The organism is Actinomadura sp. B10D3, assembly GCF_039871695.1.
Lineage (GTDB): Bacteria > Actinomycetota > Actinomycetes > Streptosporangiales > Streptosporangiaceae > Spirillospora > Spirillospora madurae.
Map to the genome: position 1 here is coordinate 134711 of NZ_JBDPLY010000001.1, position 17608 is coordinate 152318.

11 protein-coding genes and 1 pseudogene are annotated in these 17608 nt (G+C 74.2%); 10 read left to right on the plus strand and 2 right to left on the minus strand.

Features of this window, described 5'->3' with window-relative positions; all coding sequences use genetic code 11:
• The first annotated feature begins 20 nt into the window (after positions 1-20).
• The 7 genes and pseudogenes from ABGB11_RS00555 to ABGB11_RS00585 form a co-directional block, all read left to right on the plus strand.
• Entirely contained in the window at positions 21-1229 is a 1209-nt protein-coding gene (locus tag ABGB11_RS00555) for a hypothetical protein (protein ID WP_347627580.1), read from the plus strand.
• Between the two features lie 54 nt (positions 1230-1283).
• Entirely contained in the window at positions 1284-3416 is a 2133-nt protein-coding gene (locus ABGB11_RS00560) for an acyl-CoA dehydrogenase (RefSeq protein ID WP_347627582.1), read from the plus strand.
• Between the two features lie 50 nt (positions 3417-3466).
• Positions 3467-5167, plus strand: a complete 1701-nt coding sequence (locus tag ABGB11_RS00565) for a hypothetical protein (protein WP_347627584.1) — start codon at positions 3467-3469, stop codon at positions 5165-5167.
• Between the two features lie 15 nt (positions 5168-5182).
• Positions 5183-5314: a hypothetical protein gene (locus ABGB11_RS00570; protein WP_021592999.1), complete on the plus strand. Its 132-nt coding sequence runs from the start codon at positions 5183-5185 to the stop codon at positions 5312-5314.
• Positions 5315-5327: 13 nt separating this feature from the next.
• The gene (locus ABGB11_RS00575; RefSeq protein WP_347627586.1) at positions 5328-6170 is read left to right on the plus strand and encodes a glycosyltransferase; all 843 of its coding nucleotides are present in this window, start codon (positions 5328-5330) and stop codon (positions 6168-6170) included.
• Positions 6167-7351, plus strand: a complete 1185-nt coding sequence (locus tag ABGB11_RS00580; protein WP_347627588.1) for a glycosyltransferase family 4 protein — start codon at positions 6167-6169, stop codon at positions 7349-7351. Before ABGB11_RS00575 ends, ABGB11_RS00580 begins: the two co-directional genes overlap by 4 nt.
• Positions 7352-7387: 36 nt before the next feature.
• Positions 7388-9877: pseudogene (locus ABGB11_RS00585) on the plus strand (alpha-(1->3)-arabinofuranosyltransferase family protein); the annotation flags it as partial.
• A 1780-nt stretch (positions 9878-11657) separates the two neighbouring features.
• On the opposite strand, the gene ABGB11_RS00590 reads toward ABGB11_RS00585, so the two are convergent.
• Complete coding sequence (locus ABGB11_RS00590) at positions 11658-12899, minus strand: acyltransferase (protein WP_347627590.1); 1242 nt, start codon at positions 12897-12899, stop codon at positions 11658-11660.
• Complete coding sequence (locus tag ABGB11_RS00595; protein ID WP_347627592.1) at positions 12896-13687, minus strand: class I SAM-dependent methyltransferase; 792 nt, start codon at positions 13685-13687, stop codon at positions 12896-12898. Before ABGB11_RS00595 ends, ABGB11_RS00590 begins: the two co-directional genes overlap by 4 nt.
• Before the next feature lie 182 nt (positions 13688-13869).
• Between ABGB11_RS00595 and ABGB11_RS00600 the strand changes: the two genes are divergently transcribed.
• From ABGB11_RS00600 to ABGB11_RS00610, 3 genes are all read left to right on the plus strand, one after another.
• Positions 13870-14976, plus strand: coding sequence for a DUF3068 domain-containing protein (locus tag ABGB11_RS00600; protein ID WP_347627594.1), 1107 nt, complete (start codon positions 13870-13872; stop codon positions 14974-14976).
• Between the two features lie 176 nt (positions 14977-15152).
• On the plus strand, positions 15153-16262 hold the full coding sequence (locus ABGB11_RS00605) for a nitronate monooxygenase (protein WP_347627596.1): 1110 nt from the start codon (positions 15153-15155) through the stop codon (positions 16260-16262).
• Positions 16263-16459: 197 nt separating this feature from the next.
• Complete coding sequence (locus ABGB11_RS00610; protein WP_347627598.1) at positions 16460-17578, plus strand: hypothetical protein; 1119 nt, start codon at positions 16460-16462, stop codon at positions 17576-17578.
• Positions 17579-17608 lie beyond the last annotated feature (30 nt).

Below are 17608 nucleotides of genomic sequence, written 5' to 3' on the forward strand. Positions count from 1 at the left end.
CTTCGCGTAACGTGTGCCGCATGTCCGATCAGGGGGAGCGCGGCGTGCGCTGGACCGACATGAGCGAGAGCGAGCCGCGGGACGGCGCGGGCGAGGCGACCGGCCCGCAGCCGGCCTCCCCCGAGCCGAAGGTGCCCGAGGTGTTCATGCCCGCGCCGGTGGGCCGCACCGACTTCTCCGGGGCCGGCGACGGCGACGAGGACCTGCCCGGCGTGTGGGGCGCGGGCGCCTCCGCGCCGGCCGAGGACGACGTCAGGGTGGCGCCCGTCCCCGAGGACGAGGCCCCCCAGTGGGAGGGGTCGCTCTTCGACGAGAGCGGCGGCGACGACAGGTACGTTCCGGCCGTGCCCACCGGGTCGGGGCAGCCGGCGAAGCCCGGCAAGCCCAGCAGCGGCAACTGGCAGATGCCGGAGTGGATGGCGGACGAGGCGGCGGCCGACGCCAAGCTCGGGTCCTCGGCCAGGCCGCCCCGGGACCGGCTGGACGACGGCGGCGGGCGGTCCAAGCTCGTCCTGTTCGGCGGGGTCGGGCTGCTGCTGGTCGCGCTGCTCGCGGCCGGCGCCGTCTACTTCATGAAGAACGCCGACGACGAGCCCGCGGACACGGGCAACGCCGGCCAGCGGGCCGCGGCGGAGCAGTCGGAGGCGGCGAAGGTGAAGCTGCCGCCGGACAAGCCGCTGGCGAAGTTCGCCGGGACGCCGAGCCGGATGCTCGGCCGGGTGAACGACACCCATTCGGGCCTGTCGTATCCGCGGATGGCGGCGCCGTGGCAGGTGCCGACCAAGAAGAACAAGCTGGGCACGCCGGGATGGTCGGGGCAGCAGATCCTCGTGACGGAGAAGCGCGGCGCGCAGCTCTGGTACGGACAGCTGCTCACCGGGACGCTCCTGCCGAGCCTGCAGAGCGCCTACCAGGGGCCGGACAGCGTGAAGAACGTCGCCGGGGTGGTCGCGCAGGGCTACGAGGCGCAGTACTACGCGTTCCCGCACAAGTCGGCGCCGCTGGCGTCGCAGGCGCTGACCGTGGGCGGGCGGCCGGGCTGGCTGATCGCCTCGTACCTCACCTACCAGCGGGACGGGGTGAAGGCGACCGGGGAGGTCGTCGCGACCGCGGTGATCGACACCGGCCGGCCGTCGCCGGCCGTGGTGTTCGCGTCGATGCCGAACACGCACAAGAAGCGCTGGCCGGACGTCAACGCCTTCTTCGCGCAGCTGAAGATCGCGGCCTGACAGACCGAATGTCGTTCTAATAAGCTGGCGCCACCCCTGCGGAAAGGTGTGGCCATGGCCATCGGCTTGACCGAAGAACACGAGGCGCTCGCGGCGTCGGTGCGCGCGTTCGCCGCCCGCGACATCACGCCGAAGGCGGTCCGGGACGCGGACGACGGTTTCTGGCCGGCGCTCGCCGCGCAGGGCCTTCCCGGGCTGCACCTGCCCGAGGACGCCGGCGGGCAGGGCTTCGGGGTTCTGGAGCAGGCCGTGACGCTGGAGGAGCTCGGCCGGGCGATGGCCCCCGGCGCGTACACGCCGACGGTGCTGGCGTCCGCGGTCCTGCACGCGGCCGGGGGCGACGTGCGCGGGCTGGCCGACGGGTCGAGCAGGGCGGCGATCGGGCTGTCGGGGAGCCTGACCAAGGACGGCGACACCGTCTCAGGCAAGCTTCAGCCGGTCCTGGGTGCGCCGCTGGCCGACCTGTTCGTGCTCCCGGCCGGTGACGGCTGGGTCGTCCTCGGACGGGACGAGGTCACGGTGGGGTCGCTGGAGTCTCTCGACATCACGCGTCCTGTGGGGTCGGTAACGGTCGACGGCGTGACCGTCCCGGACGAACGCGTCCTCACCGGCGTCGATGCCCATGCCTGCGCGGCCGTCCTTCTGGGAGCCGAGGCCTGCGGTGTGGCGGGACGTGCCCTGGACGACGCCGTCGCGTACGCGAAGCTCCGCGAGCAGTTCGGCCGTCCGATCGGCCAGTTCCAGGGCATCAAGCACAAGTGCGCCCGGATGCTCATCGCCGTAGAGCGCGCCAGGGCGGCGGTGTGGGACGCGGCACGGGCCCTCGACGAGCCGGAGGACCAGCGCGCCCACGCCGTCGGGGTGGCCGCCGCACTGGCCGCCGACGCCGCCGTGACCTGCGCCGAGGGCAACATCCAGGTGCACGGAGGCATCGGCTACACCTACGAGCACGACGCCCATCTGCTCTACCGGAGGGCCCTGACCCTTCGCGGGCTCCTCGGACGGGCGAGCAAGCACCGGGCGGACGTCGCCGCCCTCGCCGTCCAGGGGGTCAGGCGCCCGATGAGCATCGAGCTGGCCGAGGACGCCGAGCCGGTCCGCGAGGAGATCCGGGCCCGGGTCGCCGAGCTGGCCGCCCTGGAGCCGCTCGACCAGCGGGCCGCGATGGCGGAGGGCGGCTGGGTGACGCCGCACCTGCCGGAGCCGTGGGGGCGGGGCGCCGGCCCGCTGGAGCAGGTCGTGATCCAGCAGGAGCTGAAGGCGGCGAACGTGCGCCCGGTGCCGCTGATGATCGCGGCGTGGGTCGTCCCGTCGCTCGTCCAGTACGGGACGGCCGAGCAGCAGGAGCGGTTCCTGCCGCCCACGCTGCGCGGCGAGATCATCTGGTGCCAGCTGTTCTCCGAGCCGGGCGCGGGCTCCGACCTCGCCGGGCTGCGCACGCGCGCCGAGCGCGTCGAGGGCGGCTGGACGATCACCGGCCAGAAGATCTGGACGTCGCTCGCCCGCGAGGCGCAGTGGGGCATCTGCATCGCGCGGACCGACCCTGACCGCCCCAAGCACGACGGCATCACCTACTTCCTCGTCGACATGGCGTCGCCGGGCATCGAGATCCGGCCGCTGCGCGAGTGCACGGGCGACGCCGTGTTCAACGAGGTGTTCCTGGACGGCGTGTTCGTCCCGGACGACCTGGTCGTCGGACCCGTCAACGCGGGCTGGCGCGTCGCCCGCACCACGCTGGCGAACGAGCGCGTCGGCCTGACCAGCAGCTTCCAGCTCGGCGGCGACCTGCCGAAGCTGCTCGAACTGGCCGCCGAACTGGGCCTGGACGGCGATCCGGTGGTCCGCGACGGCATCGGGCGCCTGGTCTGCGACGAGCACTCGTTCAACCTGCTCGGACTGCGCGCCACGCTGAAGCAGCTGTCGGGGACGGACCCGGGCGCGACGGCGAACGTCCGGAAGCTGGTCGCGATGGAGCACGGCCAGCAGGTGACCGAGTTCGGGTTCACGCTGCTCGGCGAGGAGGGCGCGCTCACCGGCGGCCGGCAGGACGCGCTGCGCGCCCGCTGGACCCGCCTCCTGCTGGCGTCCCGCGCGATGACCATCGGCGGCGGCACCACCGAGGTCAACCTGAACGTGATCGGCGAGCGCATCCTCGGCCTGCCCCGCGACCCCGAGCCGGCCCGGTAGCCGGCCGGCGGGTGGGGTAGCGTCCAGGCTCACATGCGGAGACGGACTCCTTGAACGACCGGACGCGGCACCTGGTGGCCGCGCTGACCGGGCTCGGGCTCGGGCTCGCGGCGCTGGGGCCGGGGCTCGCGCCCGGCTTCGTGCTGTCGTACGACATGGTGTTCGTCCCGGATCCGGCGTTCACCCGCATGACGTTCGGGCTGACCGGGGTCGTTCCCCGGCACGTCCCGAGCGACGCGTTCGTCACCGCGCTCGCCGCCGTCATCCCCTCGGACGCCGTGCAGAAGCTCGTCGTGCTCGCGATCTTCGTCATGGCGTGCGCGTCGGCGGCGTCGCTGGTGCCGACCCGCCGGCCGGCCCCGCGGCTCGCCGCGGGCGCCTGCTATGCCTGGAACCCGTTCGTCGCCGAGCGGCTGCTCCTGGGCCAGTGGGCCCTGCTGCTCGGCTACGCGGCCCTGCCCTGGGTGGTCGCGGCCGCCGCCCGGACGGACGAGCCGGGGGGAGGCCGCCGCCTCGTCCGCGCGCTGATCCCGGCCGCCGTCGGCGGGTTCGCCGCGCTGGCCGTCACCGCCATCACGGCGTTGCCGGTCGCCGTGGCGACGGGCCGGACCCGGGCCGCGCTGCGGGTCCTCGCGGCGGCGGGGGCACTGAGCCTCCCCTGGCTGATCCCCGGGGCGCTGCGTCCCGCCGGGGTGCCCGGGGACGGGACGGCCGTCGACCTGTTCGCCGCCAGGGCCGACACGCCGTTCGGGACGCTCGGAAGCCTCCTCCTGCTGGGCGGTGTCTGGAACGGCGAGACGGTCCCGAGCGGGTACGGAGCACCCGTCACGGCGACGATCTGGCTGGTCGTGGTGGTCGTCGCGCTGCTCGCCTACTGGAGATGGTGCCGGGAGCCCGCCTGGCGCCGCGGCCTCGCCGTCGCCGCCGCGATCGGGTTCGCCGTGGCGGCGCTGGGAGCGGTCGCGCCCGGCGCCCTCGAAGCCGTGATCGGTCTCTGGCCCGGCTTCGCCGTCCTGCGGGACGGGCAGCAGTACGCGGCACCGCTCGCCGTTCTCGTCGCCGTGGGGCTCGGGACGGCGGCCGACCGGGCGGCCGAGGCGCGCTGGCCGGGTGTGGCCGCCGCGGCGATCGCCGTCCCGGTGCTTCTGTTGCCGACGCTGGCCTGGGGCGCGGCGGGCGACCTGCGGGCCGTCCGGTACCCCGACGACTGGGCGCGGGCGAAGCGGATCATCGACGGCGACCCCGCGGCCGGGGACGTGCTGGTCCTGCCCTGGGCCTCCTACCGGAGCTACCCGTGGAACCACGGCCGCCGGGTGCTCGACCCGCTGCCCCGCTACCTGCACCGCCGCGTCGTCGTGGACGACGCCGTCACCGTGGACGGCACGACCGTGGCGCCCGAGGACCCGAGGGCCGTGCGGCTCGCGCCGGCGGCCCGTACCGGCGCGCCGTCCGCCGTGACGCTGCGTGACGCGGGCGTACGGTACGTCGTGGTCGACGCGGAGCTCGGGACGCTGCGCCCGTCCGGTCCGGCCACTCCGGTGTTTCAAGGCGCTGACCTGGCCGTCTATCGGATCGAGGGGACCGCGGCCGCCCCCGGCGACGAGGTTCCCGTGGTGCCCGTGGTGGCCGCGTGGATCGCGTTGAGTCTGGCCGTTTTCTGGTCAATCCTGCCCCCACGGACTACTCTGAGCTTTCCGTTACTCGGCGGTACCCCGCCCCGCAACCCCCACCCCCGACGCCCTGATCACTGACGAAGGACCCCCCTGATGCGCATCGCCATCGCCGCCGTCGTCGGCGTCCTGCTGGCCGCCGGAGCGTCGTTCGGCGCGGTCCAGCTCGCGAACGCCTCCCAGAAGGACCCCGTCATCAAGCCGCTGTACAACTACGGCTCCCGGTGACCTGAAGGCCCTGATGGGGACCCGGCGGGACCGTTCCGTCCTCCTGGAGATCGTGGTTCCCGCCTACAACGAGGCGGACCGGCTCCCGGCGGGGCTGGGGCTGCTCTGCGACAGGCTCGCGGGGCTGCCGGTGCGCGCGGAGGTCATCGTCGTCGACAACGCCAGCACCGACGGGACGGCGGACATCGTCCGCGCCTGGGACGGGCCCGTGCCGGTGCGGCTGGTGCACTGCGAAACCCGCGGAAAAGGCGCCGCGGTCCGCGCGGGACTCCTCGCGACCCGCGCTCCTTATGTAGGCTTCATGGACGCCGATATGGCAACAGACCTCGCGGCTCTGGACGAAGCCATCGTCCTGCTGCGCGGGGGCCGCCCGGTCGTGGTCGGGTCAAGGCGCCACGGTCGGTCGGTCGTCGAAGGCTACGCGCTGCCCGTCAGGCGGCTCGGAGCCATCACGTTCAACCGCATCGTCCGCGATCTCGCGGGCGGAATCGCCGACACCCAGTGCGGCTTCAAGTTCTTCTTCGGCCCGCTGGGGCGCGCCGCCGCGGCCGATCTGCGCACGACGGGCTTCTCCTTCGACGTCGAGCTGCTCGCCCACTGCGTGCGGCGGGGAGCGTCCGTGACCGACATCCCGGTGGTCTGGCGCGACCGTGCGGGCTCGACGTTCTCGGTCCGGCGCCATTCGCTGCAATGCCTGCTCGACCTGGCCCGGATCCGCGCGCGCGCCGGTTTCCGGTTGCCCGCGGTGCCGGTGAAGTCGAACATCCCGGTCGTGCCCGTCCGGGCGGCGTTCGGCGAGCCGGGCCCGCTTCCCCTCGCGAAAAAGGCGTCGGCGCCGGCCGCCGAGACGGGATGAGCGAGGGTCTGCGGGTCGCGGTCGTCAACTGGCGGGATCCCTGGCATCCCGCCGCGGGCGGCGCCGAACGCTACGCCTGGGAGCTCGCGCGCAGGTTCGCCGCGGAGGGGGACCGCGTCGATTACGTCACGTCCAGGGCGCCCGGCCAGAAGCGCACGGATCGGGTGGAGGACGTCGAGTTCGTCCGCCTCGGTGGCCGTTTCACCGTCTACCCGCTCGTCCTGCTGTGGATGCTCTGGCACCGGCTGGGACGGCGCCGAGGCCGCTTCGACGCGGTCATCGACTGCCAGAACGGCATCCCGTTCTTCACGCCCTGGGTGCTGCCTCGCCGGGTACCGGTCTTCTGCGTCGTCCACCATGTGCACGACGCCCAGTTCGGCCTGTACTTCCCCAGATGGCTGGCCTGGGTCGGCCAGGTGCTGGAGGGGCCGGTGAGCCGCTGGACGTACCGGCGGCACGCGTTCGTGGTCGTTTCGCCGTCCACGCGGCGCGCCGTCCGGGACCGGCTGGGCTGGACGGGCCCGACCCACATCGTCCCCAACGGGTCGGTGGTCGCCGAACCGGACGGCACGGTCACCGGGCCCAGGGGGGACCCCGATCTCGTCTGCGTGTCCCGGCTCGTCCCGCACAAGCGCCTCGACCTGCTCCTCGACCTGGCGGAGGACCTCGCCGAGAGCCATCCCGGTCTCCGGCTCCACCTCGTCGGGGGCGGGCCCGAAGCGGACGCGCTCGCGGCCGGGATCGCGGCCCGCGGCCTGGACGGCGCCGTCATCGCGCACGGCTACGTTCCCGAGCGCGTCAAGGCGTCCCTGGTCGCCCGGGCCGACCTGCACCTCAGCACGTCCCAGGGCGAGGGATGGGGCCTCAGCGTGATCGAGGCCGCCGCGCTCGGCGTCCCGACCGTCGCGCACGACGTGGACGGCCTGCGCGACGCGGTCCGCGACGGGACCACCGGATGGCTCGTCCGCGAGGGCGACGACCGGGCCGACGTCGTCCGGCGGGCCCTCAAGGAGCTGGCCGACGCCGCGAACCGGGACCGGATCGCCACGGAGTGCCGGGCCTGGGCGGCGGAATTCGACTGGGCGCACACCGCCGGCCGGATGCGGGACCTCGTCGCCTCCGCGGTCCGGGACGCGGCCGGCCGCCGGTACGGTGACGAGCACCCCGACCGGCATCGCTGACGCCGGGCGGAGCACAGGAAGGGGCGAAGGGCGAGCATGGCCGTGGGAGAGGCGAACCCGCCCCGCACCGGTGCGCCGCGCCCGCCCGCGCCGGGGGCCGGCGGGCCGGAGGGCCTGGACGCCGCCGGGCGGCTGCGGGAGCGGATCCGCGTCCTCGCCTGCTGCCTGACGCTGACCGCGCTCGCGTTCGGCACCCGTCCGGGCGCCATCCTCGCCGACACCAAGATCGACATGGCGGTGAACCCGCTCGGGTTCCTCGGCCGCGCCCTGCACCTGTGGGACCAGGAGCAGTTCGGCCAGCTCCAGAACCAGGCCGTCGGCTACCTGTTCCCGATGGGCCCGTTCTTCGCGCTCGGCGACGTCGCCGGCATGCCCGCCTGGGTCACCCAGCGGCTCTGGCTGGCGCTGCTGATGTGCCTGGCGTTCGTCGGCACGTGGCGGCTGGCGGAGCGCCTCGGCATCGGCGGCCCTGCCACTGAGGGGCCCGGCGATGGGCTCGGCGGAGGGCAGGGCGCCCGCCTGTTCGCCGCGATGGCGTACGCGATCGCCCCGAACGCGCTGGCCACGCTCGGCCAGATCTCCTCGGAGTACCTGCCGGCCGCGATGCTGCCCTGGATCGTCCTGCCGCTGGTCGCCGCGGCGTCCGGCGAGAGCGGGCGGCTGAAGGCGGCGGCCCGGTCGGGCCTCGCGATCGCCTGCTGCGGCGGCATCAACGCGACCGCGACCGTCGCCGTCCTGGTCGTCCCGGTCGTGTACGTCCTGACGAGGCCCCGCGGGTCGTTCCGGGCCCGGATGCTCGCGTGGTGGTCGGTGTGCGCGGGCGCGGCGACCGCCTGGTGGCTGGCCCCGCTGCTGCTGACCGGCACGTACGGGTTCTCCTGGCTGACCTACACCGAGAAGGCGGAGACGACGACCGGGCCGACCGGGCTGATCAACGTGCTGCGCGGGGCGGAGCGCTGGGTCAACTACCTGATCGTGGACGGGCAGGTCTGGTGGCCGGTCGGGCACGGGCTGTCGCTCGGACCGCTGCCGGTCCTGTGCACCGGCGCCGTCGCGGCGCTCGGGCTCGCCGGGCTGCTGAGCCGGCTGCTGCCGGAGCGGACGTTCCTGCTGCTCACGCTGCTGGCCGGGCTGGCGATCCTGTCGATGGGCCACATCAGCGACATCCCGGGACCCCTCGCGGACCGGCTCCGCGACCTGCTGGACGGCCCGCTCGCGCCCCTGCGCAACCTGCACAAGTTCGACGCGGTCGTCCGGCTCCCACTCGCGCTCGGCCTCGCCCACGTGCTCGTCGCGGCCGCCCGGCGCGCCCGGGAGGCCCGGGGCGCCCAGCGCCGCGGGGCCGGTGTGCGGAGCCTGAGCGGCGGCACCGGACCGGCGGCCGGGCGGGCGCTGCGGTCGCTCGCGAGCCTGCCCGCGGCCGCCGCCGTCGCGCTCGGCGGCATCGGCCTCACCGCCGCCTCGCACGGCCTGACCGGGCCGGGCGACTTCCCGGAGGTGCCCCGCCACTGGCGGGACGCCGCGTCCTGGATCAACGCGCGGGCCGGCCAGCAGGGCGTGCTCGCCGTCCCCGGGGCGCCGTTCGGCGAGTACCTGTGGGGGCGGCCGATGGACGACATCGTCCAGCCCCTCCTGCAGGCGAGATGGGGCGTCCGCCAGCTCGTCCCGGCCGGATCTCCCGGCTACACGCGGGCCCTGGACGCGATCGACCAGCAGGTGCGGTCGGGGCAGGGCTCGCCGGGGCTGAGCGCGTTCCTCGGCCGGATGGGCGTCCGGTACGTCCTGGTCCGCAATGACCTGCGGCGCGAGACGCTGCGCGGCGCGTGGCCCGCCCGCCTCCACCAGGCGCTCGACGGCTCGCCCGGTCTGCGCAGGGTCGCCTCGTTCGGCGCGCCGGTCGGCGGCGACACCGACGACGCGGTGTCCGCCGTCGACCAGAAGTACCCCGCGCTGGAGGTGTACGAGGTCGAGGGCGCCGCCGACGTCGCCGGCCTCGCCGACGCCTCGGACCCGGTCCGCGTCTACGGCGGTCCGGAGTCCCTGCTGGCCATGGCCGACGACGAGGTGCTTCCGGACGGGCCCGTCCTGCTCGACGACGACGCCCCCGATCTCAAGGGCGCCCCGGTCGTGACCGACTCGCCCCGCCTGCTGCGCCGCAACTTCGGCGAGCTGCACCAGACGTCCCCGACGCTCACCGCCGCCCGCCGGGGCGAGTCGACCGACGTCCTGGACAAGGGGTGGAGGCGGTACGCGACCCACGTGACGTACGGCGGCGGCGTCCGCGATGTCACGGCGTCGTCGTCGGCGGCGGACGAGGAGGCGATTCCGCAGGCCCGCAAGCCCGAGGCGACCCCGTTCGCGGCCCTCGACGGCGACCGGTTCACCGCCTGGGAGACCGGCGGCTGGAACGGCCCGTCCGGGCAGTGGCTCCGCGTCGACTTCGACAGGCCCCGCGACGTGCGGGACCTGACCGCCGTGTTCGTGCAGAACGGCCTCCTCGGGCCACCGGTCACGCGGGTCGCCGTCCAGACCGAGAACGGGACGCTGGAGCAGGACGTCCAGAAGATCGCGACCGAGCAGCCGCTCCGCGCGCCGGGCGGCCCGACCCGCTGGCTGCGGCTGCGCATCACCGCCCTGGCCTCGACGCCCCCGGTCCCCGCGTTCACCCGGGCGGGCGTGGCGGAGCTGTCCATCGGCGGCGTCCGGCCCACCCGCACCTTCACGATGCCCGCGCCCGCCGGTGCCGACGGCCCGGCCACGTACGTGATGAGCCGGCCGCCGGGGGCCGCGGGCGAGTGCATGAAGGGCAGCCGGCGATGGGTGTGCTCGCCCGACCTCGGTTCCGGCGATGAGGAGGGCGCCGGGTTCGAGCGGACGTTCACGTCCCCGGCCGCCGCGAAGGCGCCCGTCACCGGCATGGCCGTCCTCACCGACCAGCGGCTCATCGCCCGGTACGCCGCCGTGCACGGCCAGCCGGTGGTGTCGGCCGGCTCGACGCTGTCGGAGCATCCCGCCGACCAGCCCCGGTCCGCGTTCGACGGCGACCTGGCGACGGCCTGGATCGCGGGGGAGAAGGAGAGCGCGCCCGCGTACGACCTTCGCTGGAAGGGCCGCAAGCGGCTGTCGACCATCACGGTGACGCGTCCCCCCAGCGCGTCGGGACCGATCCGCGTCCGGGTCGAGGGCGGCAACGGCGAGATCCGCGAAGGACTGTCGGACGCCCAAGGCCGGCTGTCGTTCGCCCCCATCACGACCGACCGGCTGAAGCTCACGTTCTTCAAGGACAACCGCACCCAGCCGATCCAGATCGCCGAGATCGCCGTCCCGGGCGTGAAACCCTTCCCGGACGTGCGCACCTACCCGCTCCAGCTTCCGTGCGGGTACGGCCCGAAGCTGCGGATCGGCGCCGCGACCGTCCCGACGAAGGCGACCGGCACCCTCGGTGACCTGCTCGCCGGGCGCCCGCTGGCGTTCAGCGCGTGCCGGCGGGCCGCGCTCGACGCCGGCCCGAACCGGCTGGCGTCGGTGCCGCTCGACTCCTTCCGCGTCGAGTCGGTGACGGTGGGGGCCAAGCCCGGGGCGGCCGCCGCGCGCCCGCCGCAGCGGGTCAAGGTGATCAGCTGGGGGCCGAGCTCCCGCGAGCTGGAGGTGGACGCCGCGACCACCTCGTTCCTCACCGTGAACGAGAACTTCAACAGCGGCTGGCGCGCGACGGCCGGCGGCACCGAGCTGCGGGCCGTGCGGCTGGACGGGTGGAAGCAGGGCTGGATCGTCCCCGAGGGCACCAGCGGCGCGGTCGAGCTGACCTACACGCCCGACCGGGCGCAGCGGATCGCGGTCGTCGCCGGGCTGAACCTGCTCCTGGTCCTGCTGCTCGCCGCCGTCTGGCGGGGGCGGCGCGAGGGCGGGCGCCGCCCGGACCCCCGCGCCCTCGTCGCCGGGACGGGCTGGCCCGCGTGGGCGGCTGTCGGGTTCGCCGCGGCGCTCGGCGGCTGGATCGCCGGCGTCCCCGGCGCCGCCGTCACCACCGGAGTCGCGCTCTGCTGCGGCTGGGCGCGGACCCGCCGCTCCGCCGTCCCGCGCGCCCTCGCCTCCCCGTGGCCGGTCGCGCTCGCCATGCTGGCCGGGACGGGCTGCCTCGCCGCGGGCCTCCGGCTGCAGCTGATCGACAATCCCGCCGCCCCGTCCGGCGCGCTCGGCGACGTCGTCCCGCAGCTGCTCGGCCTGGTGATCGTCGGCCGGGTCGCGGTCGAGTTGTGGCGGCCGAAGCCGCCGGGCGGCGGCGCCGCGGGCGGGCGGATCGCGCTCAGCTGGACGGCGCCCGAGCCGGGGCCGGACGGGACCGGTCGCGGCGGCGGGTCAGCCGCCGGACCGGCCACTCCACCAGGTAGTAGCTCAGGGCCCCCGCTGCGATGGACGCCGCGGCCATCAGCGGAAGATCCGTCGCCACGTCCCCCCGGAACACCCGGTCGGCGGCCTCGTACCAGGAAACGATGATCAGTAGCTGCCAGAGGAACACCCCGTAGGAGATGCGGCCGAGGAACCGCATCACCGGATTGCCGAGGACGGCGCCGAGCGCGGGCTGCCCCGGCGGGGCGAGCGCCACGGGGGCGACCAGCGCCGCCGCGCACAGCCCGAACACGATCAGGTGCAGCGTGGACGTCCAGAACGCGTCCGGCGTCTGGAGGCTGAGCGGCCCCGCCGCCGGTGTCGCGGCGACGACGTAGAGCATCGCCGCGGCGACCCAGCACGCCGCCCACGAGTCCGACACGGCCCGGCACAGGGCCGCGACCGGGCGCCGCTCGTCCAGCCGCGCCCAGACCGTGACGACCGCGAGCGCCATCCCGATCGCGAACCAGGCGAAGTACCGCGGCAGCCACAGCCCCATCTGGGAGTTGCGTGCCGGGACGAACATGAGGGCCGTCCACGGGAACGACAGCGCCCCGTACACGCCGATGCCGACGAGGAGCCGCCTGGCCCGGACGCCGACGTCGTGGGTGCGCACCCGCCGCGCGTACCAGCCGAGGACCGCCGCGGTGACCGGCAGCGTGACGTACCAGGCGACCTCGATCACCAGGCTCCAGAGCTGCCCCAGGTGCGCCGGGCCGAGGTCGCTGTCCCACCACGGCCCCGGCAGGTAGGTGTGCGACACCGTGAGCAGCGAGGCCCAGGTGACCCAGTCGCCGATGTGGTCGCGCCCCGCCGTGGCCATGAAGACGACGATCACCGCCCAGTAGGCGGGCATGATGCGCAGCACCCGCCGGCGGAGGTAGGTGATCGTGCGCGGGGCGGCCCGCCCGTCCAGGGCGGCCGCGGCCCAGGGCCGGTAGAGCAGCAGCCCGGACAGCGTGAAGAAGATGGGCACGCCGACCTGGCCGCCGTTGAACAGCCACCGCACGCCGCTCGGGTTGGTGATGGAGCCCGCGGTGCTGGCGACGTGGAAGACCAGCACGGCGAGCGCCGCGATGGCCCGGACGCCGTCGAGGGTGTCCTGGTGCCCGGAGATCGGCGGCGGTGCGGGCCTGGCCGCCTGCGCGGACGTCCTCACGGGCCGTTCTTCCTCAGCACCAGGACGAGGTTCCAGGTGGCGATCTCCCGCAGACCCGGGATGCGGACGATGCCCTCGGCCCAGCGCGGATGGTAGCGGGGGAGGGCGTCCAGGATCGTCGCGTCGGTACGCCCGCGCGCCCACGCCAGGGCCGCCGACACCGATACCGGATGCAGGCTGTGCCCGTACCGGTTCTTCGGCGGGTGCCCGTTGCGGCGCTCGTACCGGCGCGCCGCCCGGTCGCCGCCGAGGTAGTGCCAGGGCGAGGTCTCGTGGCCGCCCCACGGGGACAGCCAGTTGGTGAACGACAGGAAGACCGTCCCGCCCGGCCGGGTCACCCGGACCATCTCGCCGGCCATCCGCCACGGGTCGGGGACGTGTTCCAGGACGTTCGAGGAGAAGCACACGTCCGCCGAGCCCGTCCGGAAGGGAAGGGCCATCGCGCTGGCGACGAGGGTGTTCGGCCCGGGGACGCCGTGCGCGGTCAGCTCGGAGAGGTCGTGGTCGATGCCGGTGCAGCGCGCCCCGGCGGCGGCCAGCGCGCGGGCGAAGAACCCGGAGCCCGTGCCGACGTCGACGACGGTCGCGCCGTCGAGGCCGGTGTAGGAGCCGAGCAGGGCGACGGTGTCCCGCGCCATCAGGTCGTAGAAGTGCTCCGGCTCGCTCTGCTCGCGGCGGAACGCGCTCAGCAGCCGCACCGACCGCGCCAGCGTCGCCCGGTGCCCGTGCCGGTGCCCGTGCCCGTGCCCGAGAGGGCGGGCGTCCCGCCTCGGGGGCGCCGAGGTCATCGGCCACCTCGCTGTTCGTGATCGTCGCCGCTGGTGAAGGTGTCGTCCGGTCGTCCCGCCGGGCCGGGCCCGCGAGGTAACGGGGAGCTTACCGACCAGTACGGGTGTCCGGTAGGGTGACCCGGACAAGCTGGATGTGGCCCGTCGGCCGTGGGCGACGACGGCAGCCCCCGGAGGTGTTGATGCGGCGAACGGTCGGCCTGGTCCTGATCGGGTTGGGCGCCTTCTTCCTCACGCTCGCGCCGCTCGTCCGCTTCTACGTGGCCGACCAGGTGATCGTCGCGCCGCTGAACCAGTACCAGGTGACGAACCTCGAGTCGAAGAACTCCACGTACTTCGACCAGGCCGACCTGAAGCTGAAGACCGGCGTCACCCTCCTGGCCAAGAACACCGTCCGCGGGGACGTCCGCGCCAACGAGGGCAATGACGACATCGCCGTCTGGGACTCCACGACCAACATCTACGACCAGGCCAACCCGGACAAGCCCATCCAGATCCAGGGCTTCCGCATCGCGTTCGACCGCCGGACGATGGCGCTGGTCAACTGCTGCGGCACGAACGTGGACGGCGACAACACGGTCCGGATGTCGGGCTACGGCCTGCTGTTCCCGACCGGGAACGTGCAGAAGCGGGACTACCCCGTCTACGACACCACGACCAAGCAGTCGGCGCCGATGCAGTTCAACGCCGTCGAGAAGGTGCACGGGCTCACGACGTACCGCTACACCCAGACGATCCCGCTGACCAAGACGGCGGCGCTCGACACCAAGCTGCCCGCCAAGATGCTCGGGCTGCCGGGGGACGCGGGCAACCAGAAGGTCGACCGGTACACCGAGGCCTACAACACCATCTGGGTCGACCCGCGTACGGGCATCCCGGTCAAGCACCGCAAGAACATCCGCAGCACCGTCCGCACCCCGGACGGCAAGGGCACGATGATCGTCGCGCAGGCCGACCTGGTCAGCGTCGACAAGGACCAGAAGGCCATGGTCGACCTGGCCAACGGCAAGAACCTGCAGATCGACCTGGTGCGCAGCTACCTGCCCGGCGCCGCGGTCTTCTTCGGGCTGATCCTGCTGTTCGCCGGCGGCTTCCTCGCCATGGCCCGGCGCGAGCCGCCGCCGATCGAGGCGCCGCGCCGCGCCGACGGCAAGTTCGGCGACATGACCCCGTCCGGCCCGCCGCGGCCTCCCGCCTCGCCGGTCGCCCGGGCGGCCCCGCCGCGCCGCCAGGCCCCGGGCAGCCAGCGCCAGCAGCGCCGGGCCGCGGGGCCCGCGCGACGCCGCTGACCCGTCCCGGCCGGTTCCCGCCGTCTCCCGACCCGCCGCCGCGCGGGCCGTCGGCCTGCCCGCGCGAGACCGGCAGGATGATACGTGTTCTAGGTGGAGGGGCGTGGCACGTCCGACTCGATATCACTAAGTAGAACCTGTTGCAGTTTTGTCGGCGCGCGCCTAGGGTCGAGGCTGTGCGGACACGAGTCACCGAACTATTCGGCATCGAGTACCCGATCTTCGCGTTCAGTCACTGCCGCGACGTCGTCGCCGCGGTGAGCCGCGCCGGCGGCATGGGCGTCCTCGGCGCCCTGCACTTCACCCCCGAGGAGCTCGAACTCGAGCTGAAGTGGATCGACGAGCACGTCGGCGGCAGGCCCTACGGCGTGGACGTCGTCATGCCCGCCAAGTACGAGGGCGCCGACATGGGCGACGCCGAGGAGCTCCTCGGCAGGCTCCAGGGCATGATCCCGGCGGAGAACAAGGAGTTCCTGGAGAACCTGCTGGCCGAGCACGGTGTCGACCCGCCCAGCGAGCAGGCCGGCAAGGCGCTGCTCGGCTGGACGGACGTGACCGCGCGCCCGCAGGTCGAGGTCGCCCTCAAACACCCGATCGCGCTGCTCGCCAACGCGCTCGGCCCGCCCCCGGCCGACGTCGTCGAGCAGGCGCACGAGCACGGCGTCAAGGTCGCCGGGCTCGCCTCCAACGCCCGGCACGCCCGCAAGCAGGTCGAGGTCGGCGTCGACATCATCGTCGCGCAGGGCACCGAGGCCGGCGGCCACACCGGCGACGTGGCCACGATGGTCCTCATCCCCGAGGTGGTCGACGCCGTCGGCGAGGACACCATCGTGCTCGCCGCGGGCGGCATCGGCCGCGGCCGGCAGATGGCGGCCGGCATGGCGCTCGGCGCCGACGGCGTCTGGACGGGCTCGATCTGGCTGACCGTGGACGAGGCCGACACCCCCGAGCGGGCGCTGCCGAAGCTGCTGAGCGCCACGTCCCGCGACACGGTCCGGTCCCGGGCCTGGACCGGCAAGCCGGCGCGCTTCCTCAAGACCGCGTGGACCGAGGCGTGGGAGAGGGAGGACTCGCCCGGCTACCTCCCGATGCCGATGCAGTTCATGCTGATCGCGGACGCCCTGCCCCGCATCCAGCGGTCCGGCGACGGCGAGCTGGTGACCTTCCCCGTCGGCCAGATCGTCGGCTCGATGAACCAGGTCAAACCGGCCGCGCAGGTGGTCTACGACCTCATCGAGGAGTACGTCGAGGCCATCGAGCGCCTCAACACCATCACCGAAGGCTGACCGTCCTCCCAGCGCCGCCGCGTCCCGCCCCGGGCGCGGCGGCGTGCTGTTCGCCGCCGGGCCGGTGCCCGCGACGCATCGTGTGGAGGTGCGGACGAAGGATCGTCGCGACAAGATCATCAAATGCGCTCAAGAGTCCGTTCCGTCCTGCTACGTTCTGCTCTCCGGCAAGATCATTAATGGGTGGATGAGGCCTTGTGAAGAGAAGCAGGACACTGGCCGTCGCAGGCACGGCCCTCGCGCTGGGCGCGGTGGCGGTCACGGTCGGGATCACCGCGACGGACCCGGACGAGCAGCGTGCGGCGTCCTCCGTCGCGGCGGCCGCGGGGACGGCGTGGCCGATCGTCCAGAGCGACCCGGCGGCCGACGCCGGCAGCGTTCTCAGCGACCTCGCCTCGGCGCCGGACGGCACCCTGTGGGCCGTCGGCGGCCTGCAGAAGTCCCCGGCGTACAAGCCGGTCCTCCAGCGGCTGACGGGCGGCACCTGGAGCGACGTGGCGCTGCCCGCCTCCGTCGCGCCGTATCGCCTCAGGGCGGCCTCGGCCACGTCGGCGTCGAACCTGTGGGTGGCCGCCCAGCTCAACACCTCGGGCGACTCGAACGCCCTGCTGCGCTGGAACGGCACGAGCTGGACCACGTACAAGGTCCCGCTGAGCTTCCAGCCTTACGACATCGCCACCGCCGGCCCCGGCAGCGCGTGGGCGGTCGGCTTCTCGACGGCCAAGCACTGGAACGGCACGTCCTGGGCCGACACCCCGATCGGGATCAGGCCCCGCGCGCTCGCGGCCGTCTCGCCCACCAGCGCGTGGGCGGTCGGCTCGGCGGACGGGCAGCCCGCCACCGCCCACTGGAACGGCACGTCCTGGACCGACGTTCCGTTCCCCGCGGTCGACGGGACCGTCCCGGGCGAGGTCGCCTCGACCCTGCACGACGTGTACGCCGCCTCCGGCGACGACGTGTGGGCGGTCGGCTCGGTGCAGGTGCCGGGCGAGGGGGGCGAGACGGTCTCCCGCTCGCTGCTGGCGCACTGGAACGGCACCAAGTGGACCAGCGTCCTCGGCGGCGCCGGCAGCAGCATGACCGAGGTCACCTCGGACGGCGCGGGCGGCATCTGGGTCCTGTCGGGCAGCGGCACCGTGCGTCACCGCACCGCGGCGGGCGCATGGACCGAGGAGACGCTGACCCGGCCCGCCGGGACGACGGTGAGGGTCTCCGCGCTGGCCGTCCGCCCGGGCACCACGACCGTGTGGGCGGTCGGCAGCACCATCACCGACGCGACCCGGTACACCGACCTGGCGCACTGGCGCAGCGGCTGACACCGGCGCAGAGCCCCCGCGCCGAGACGC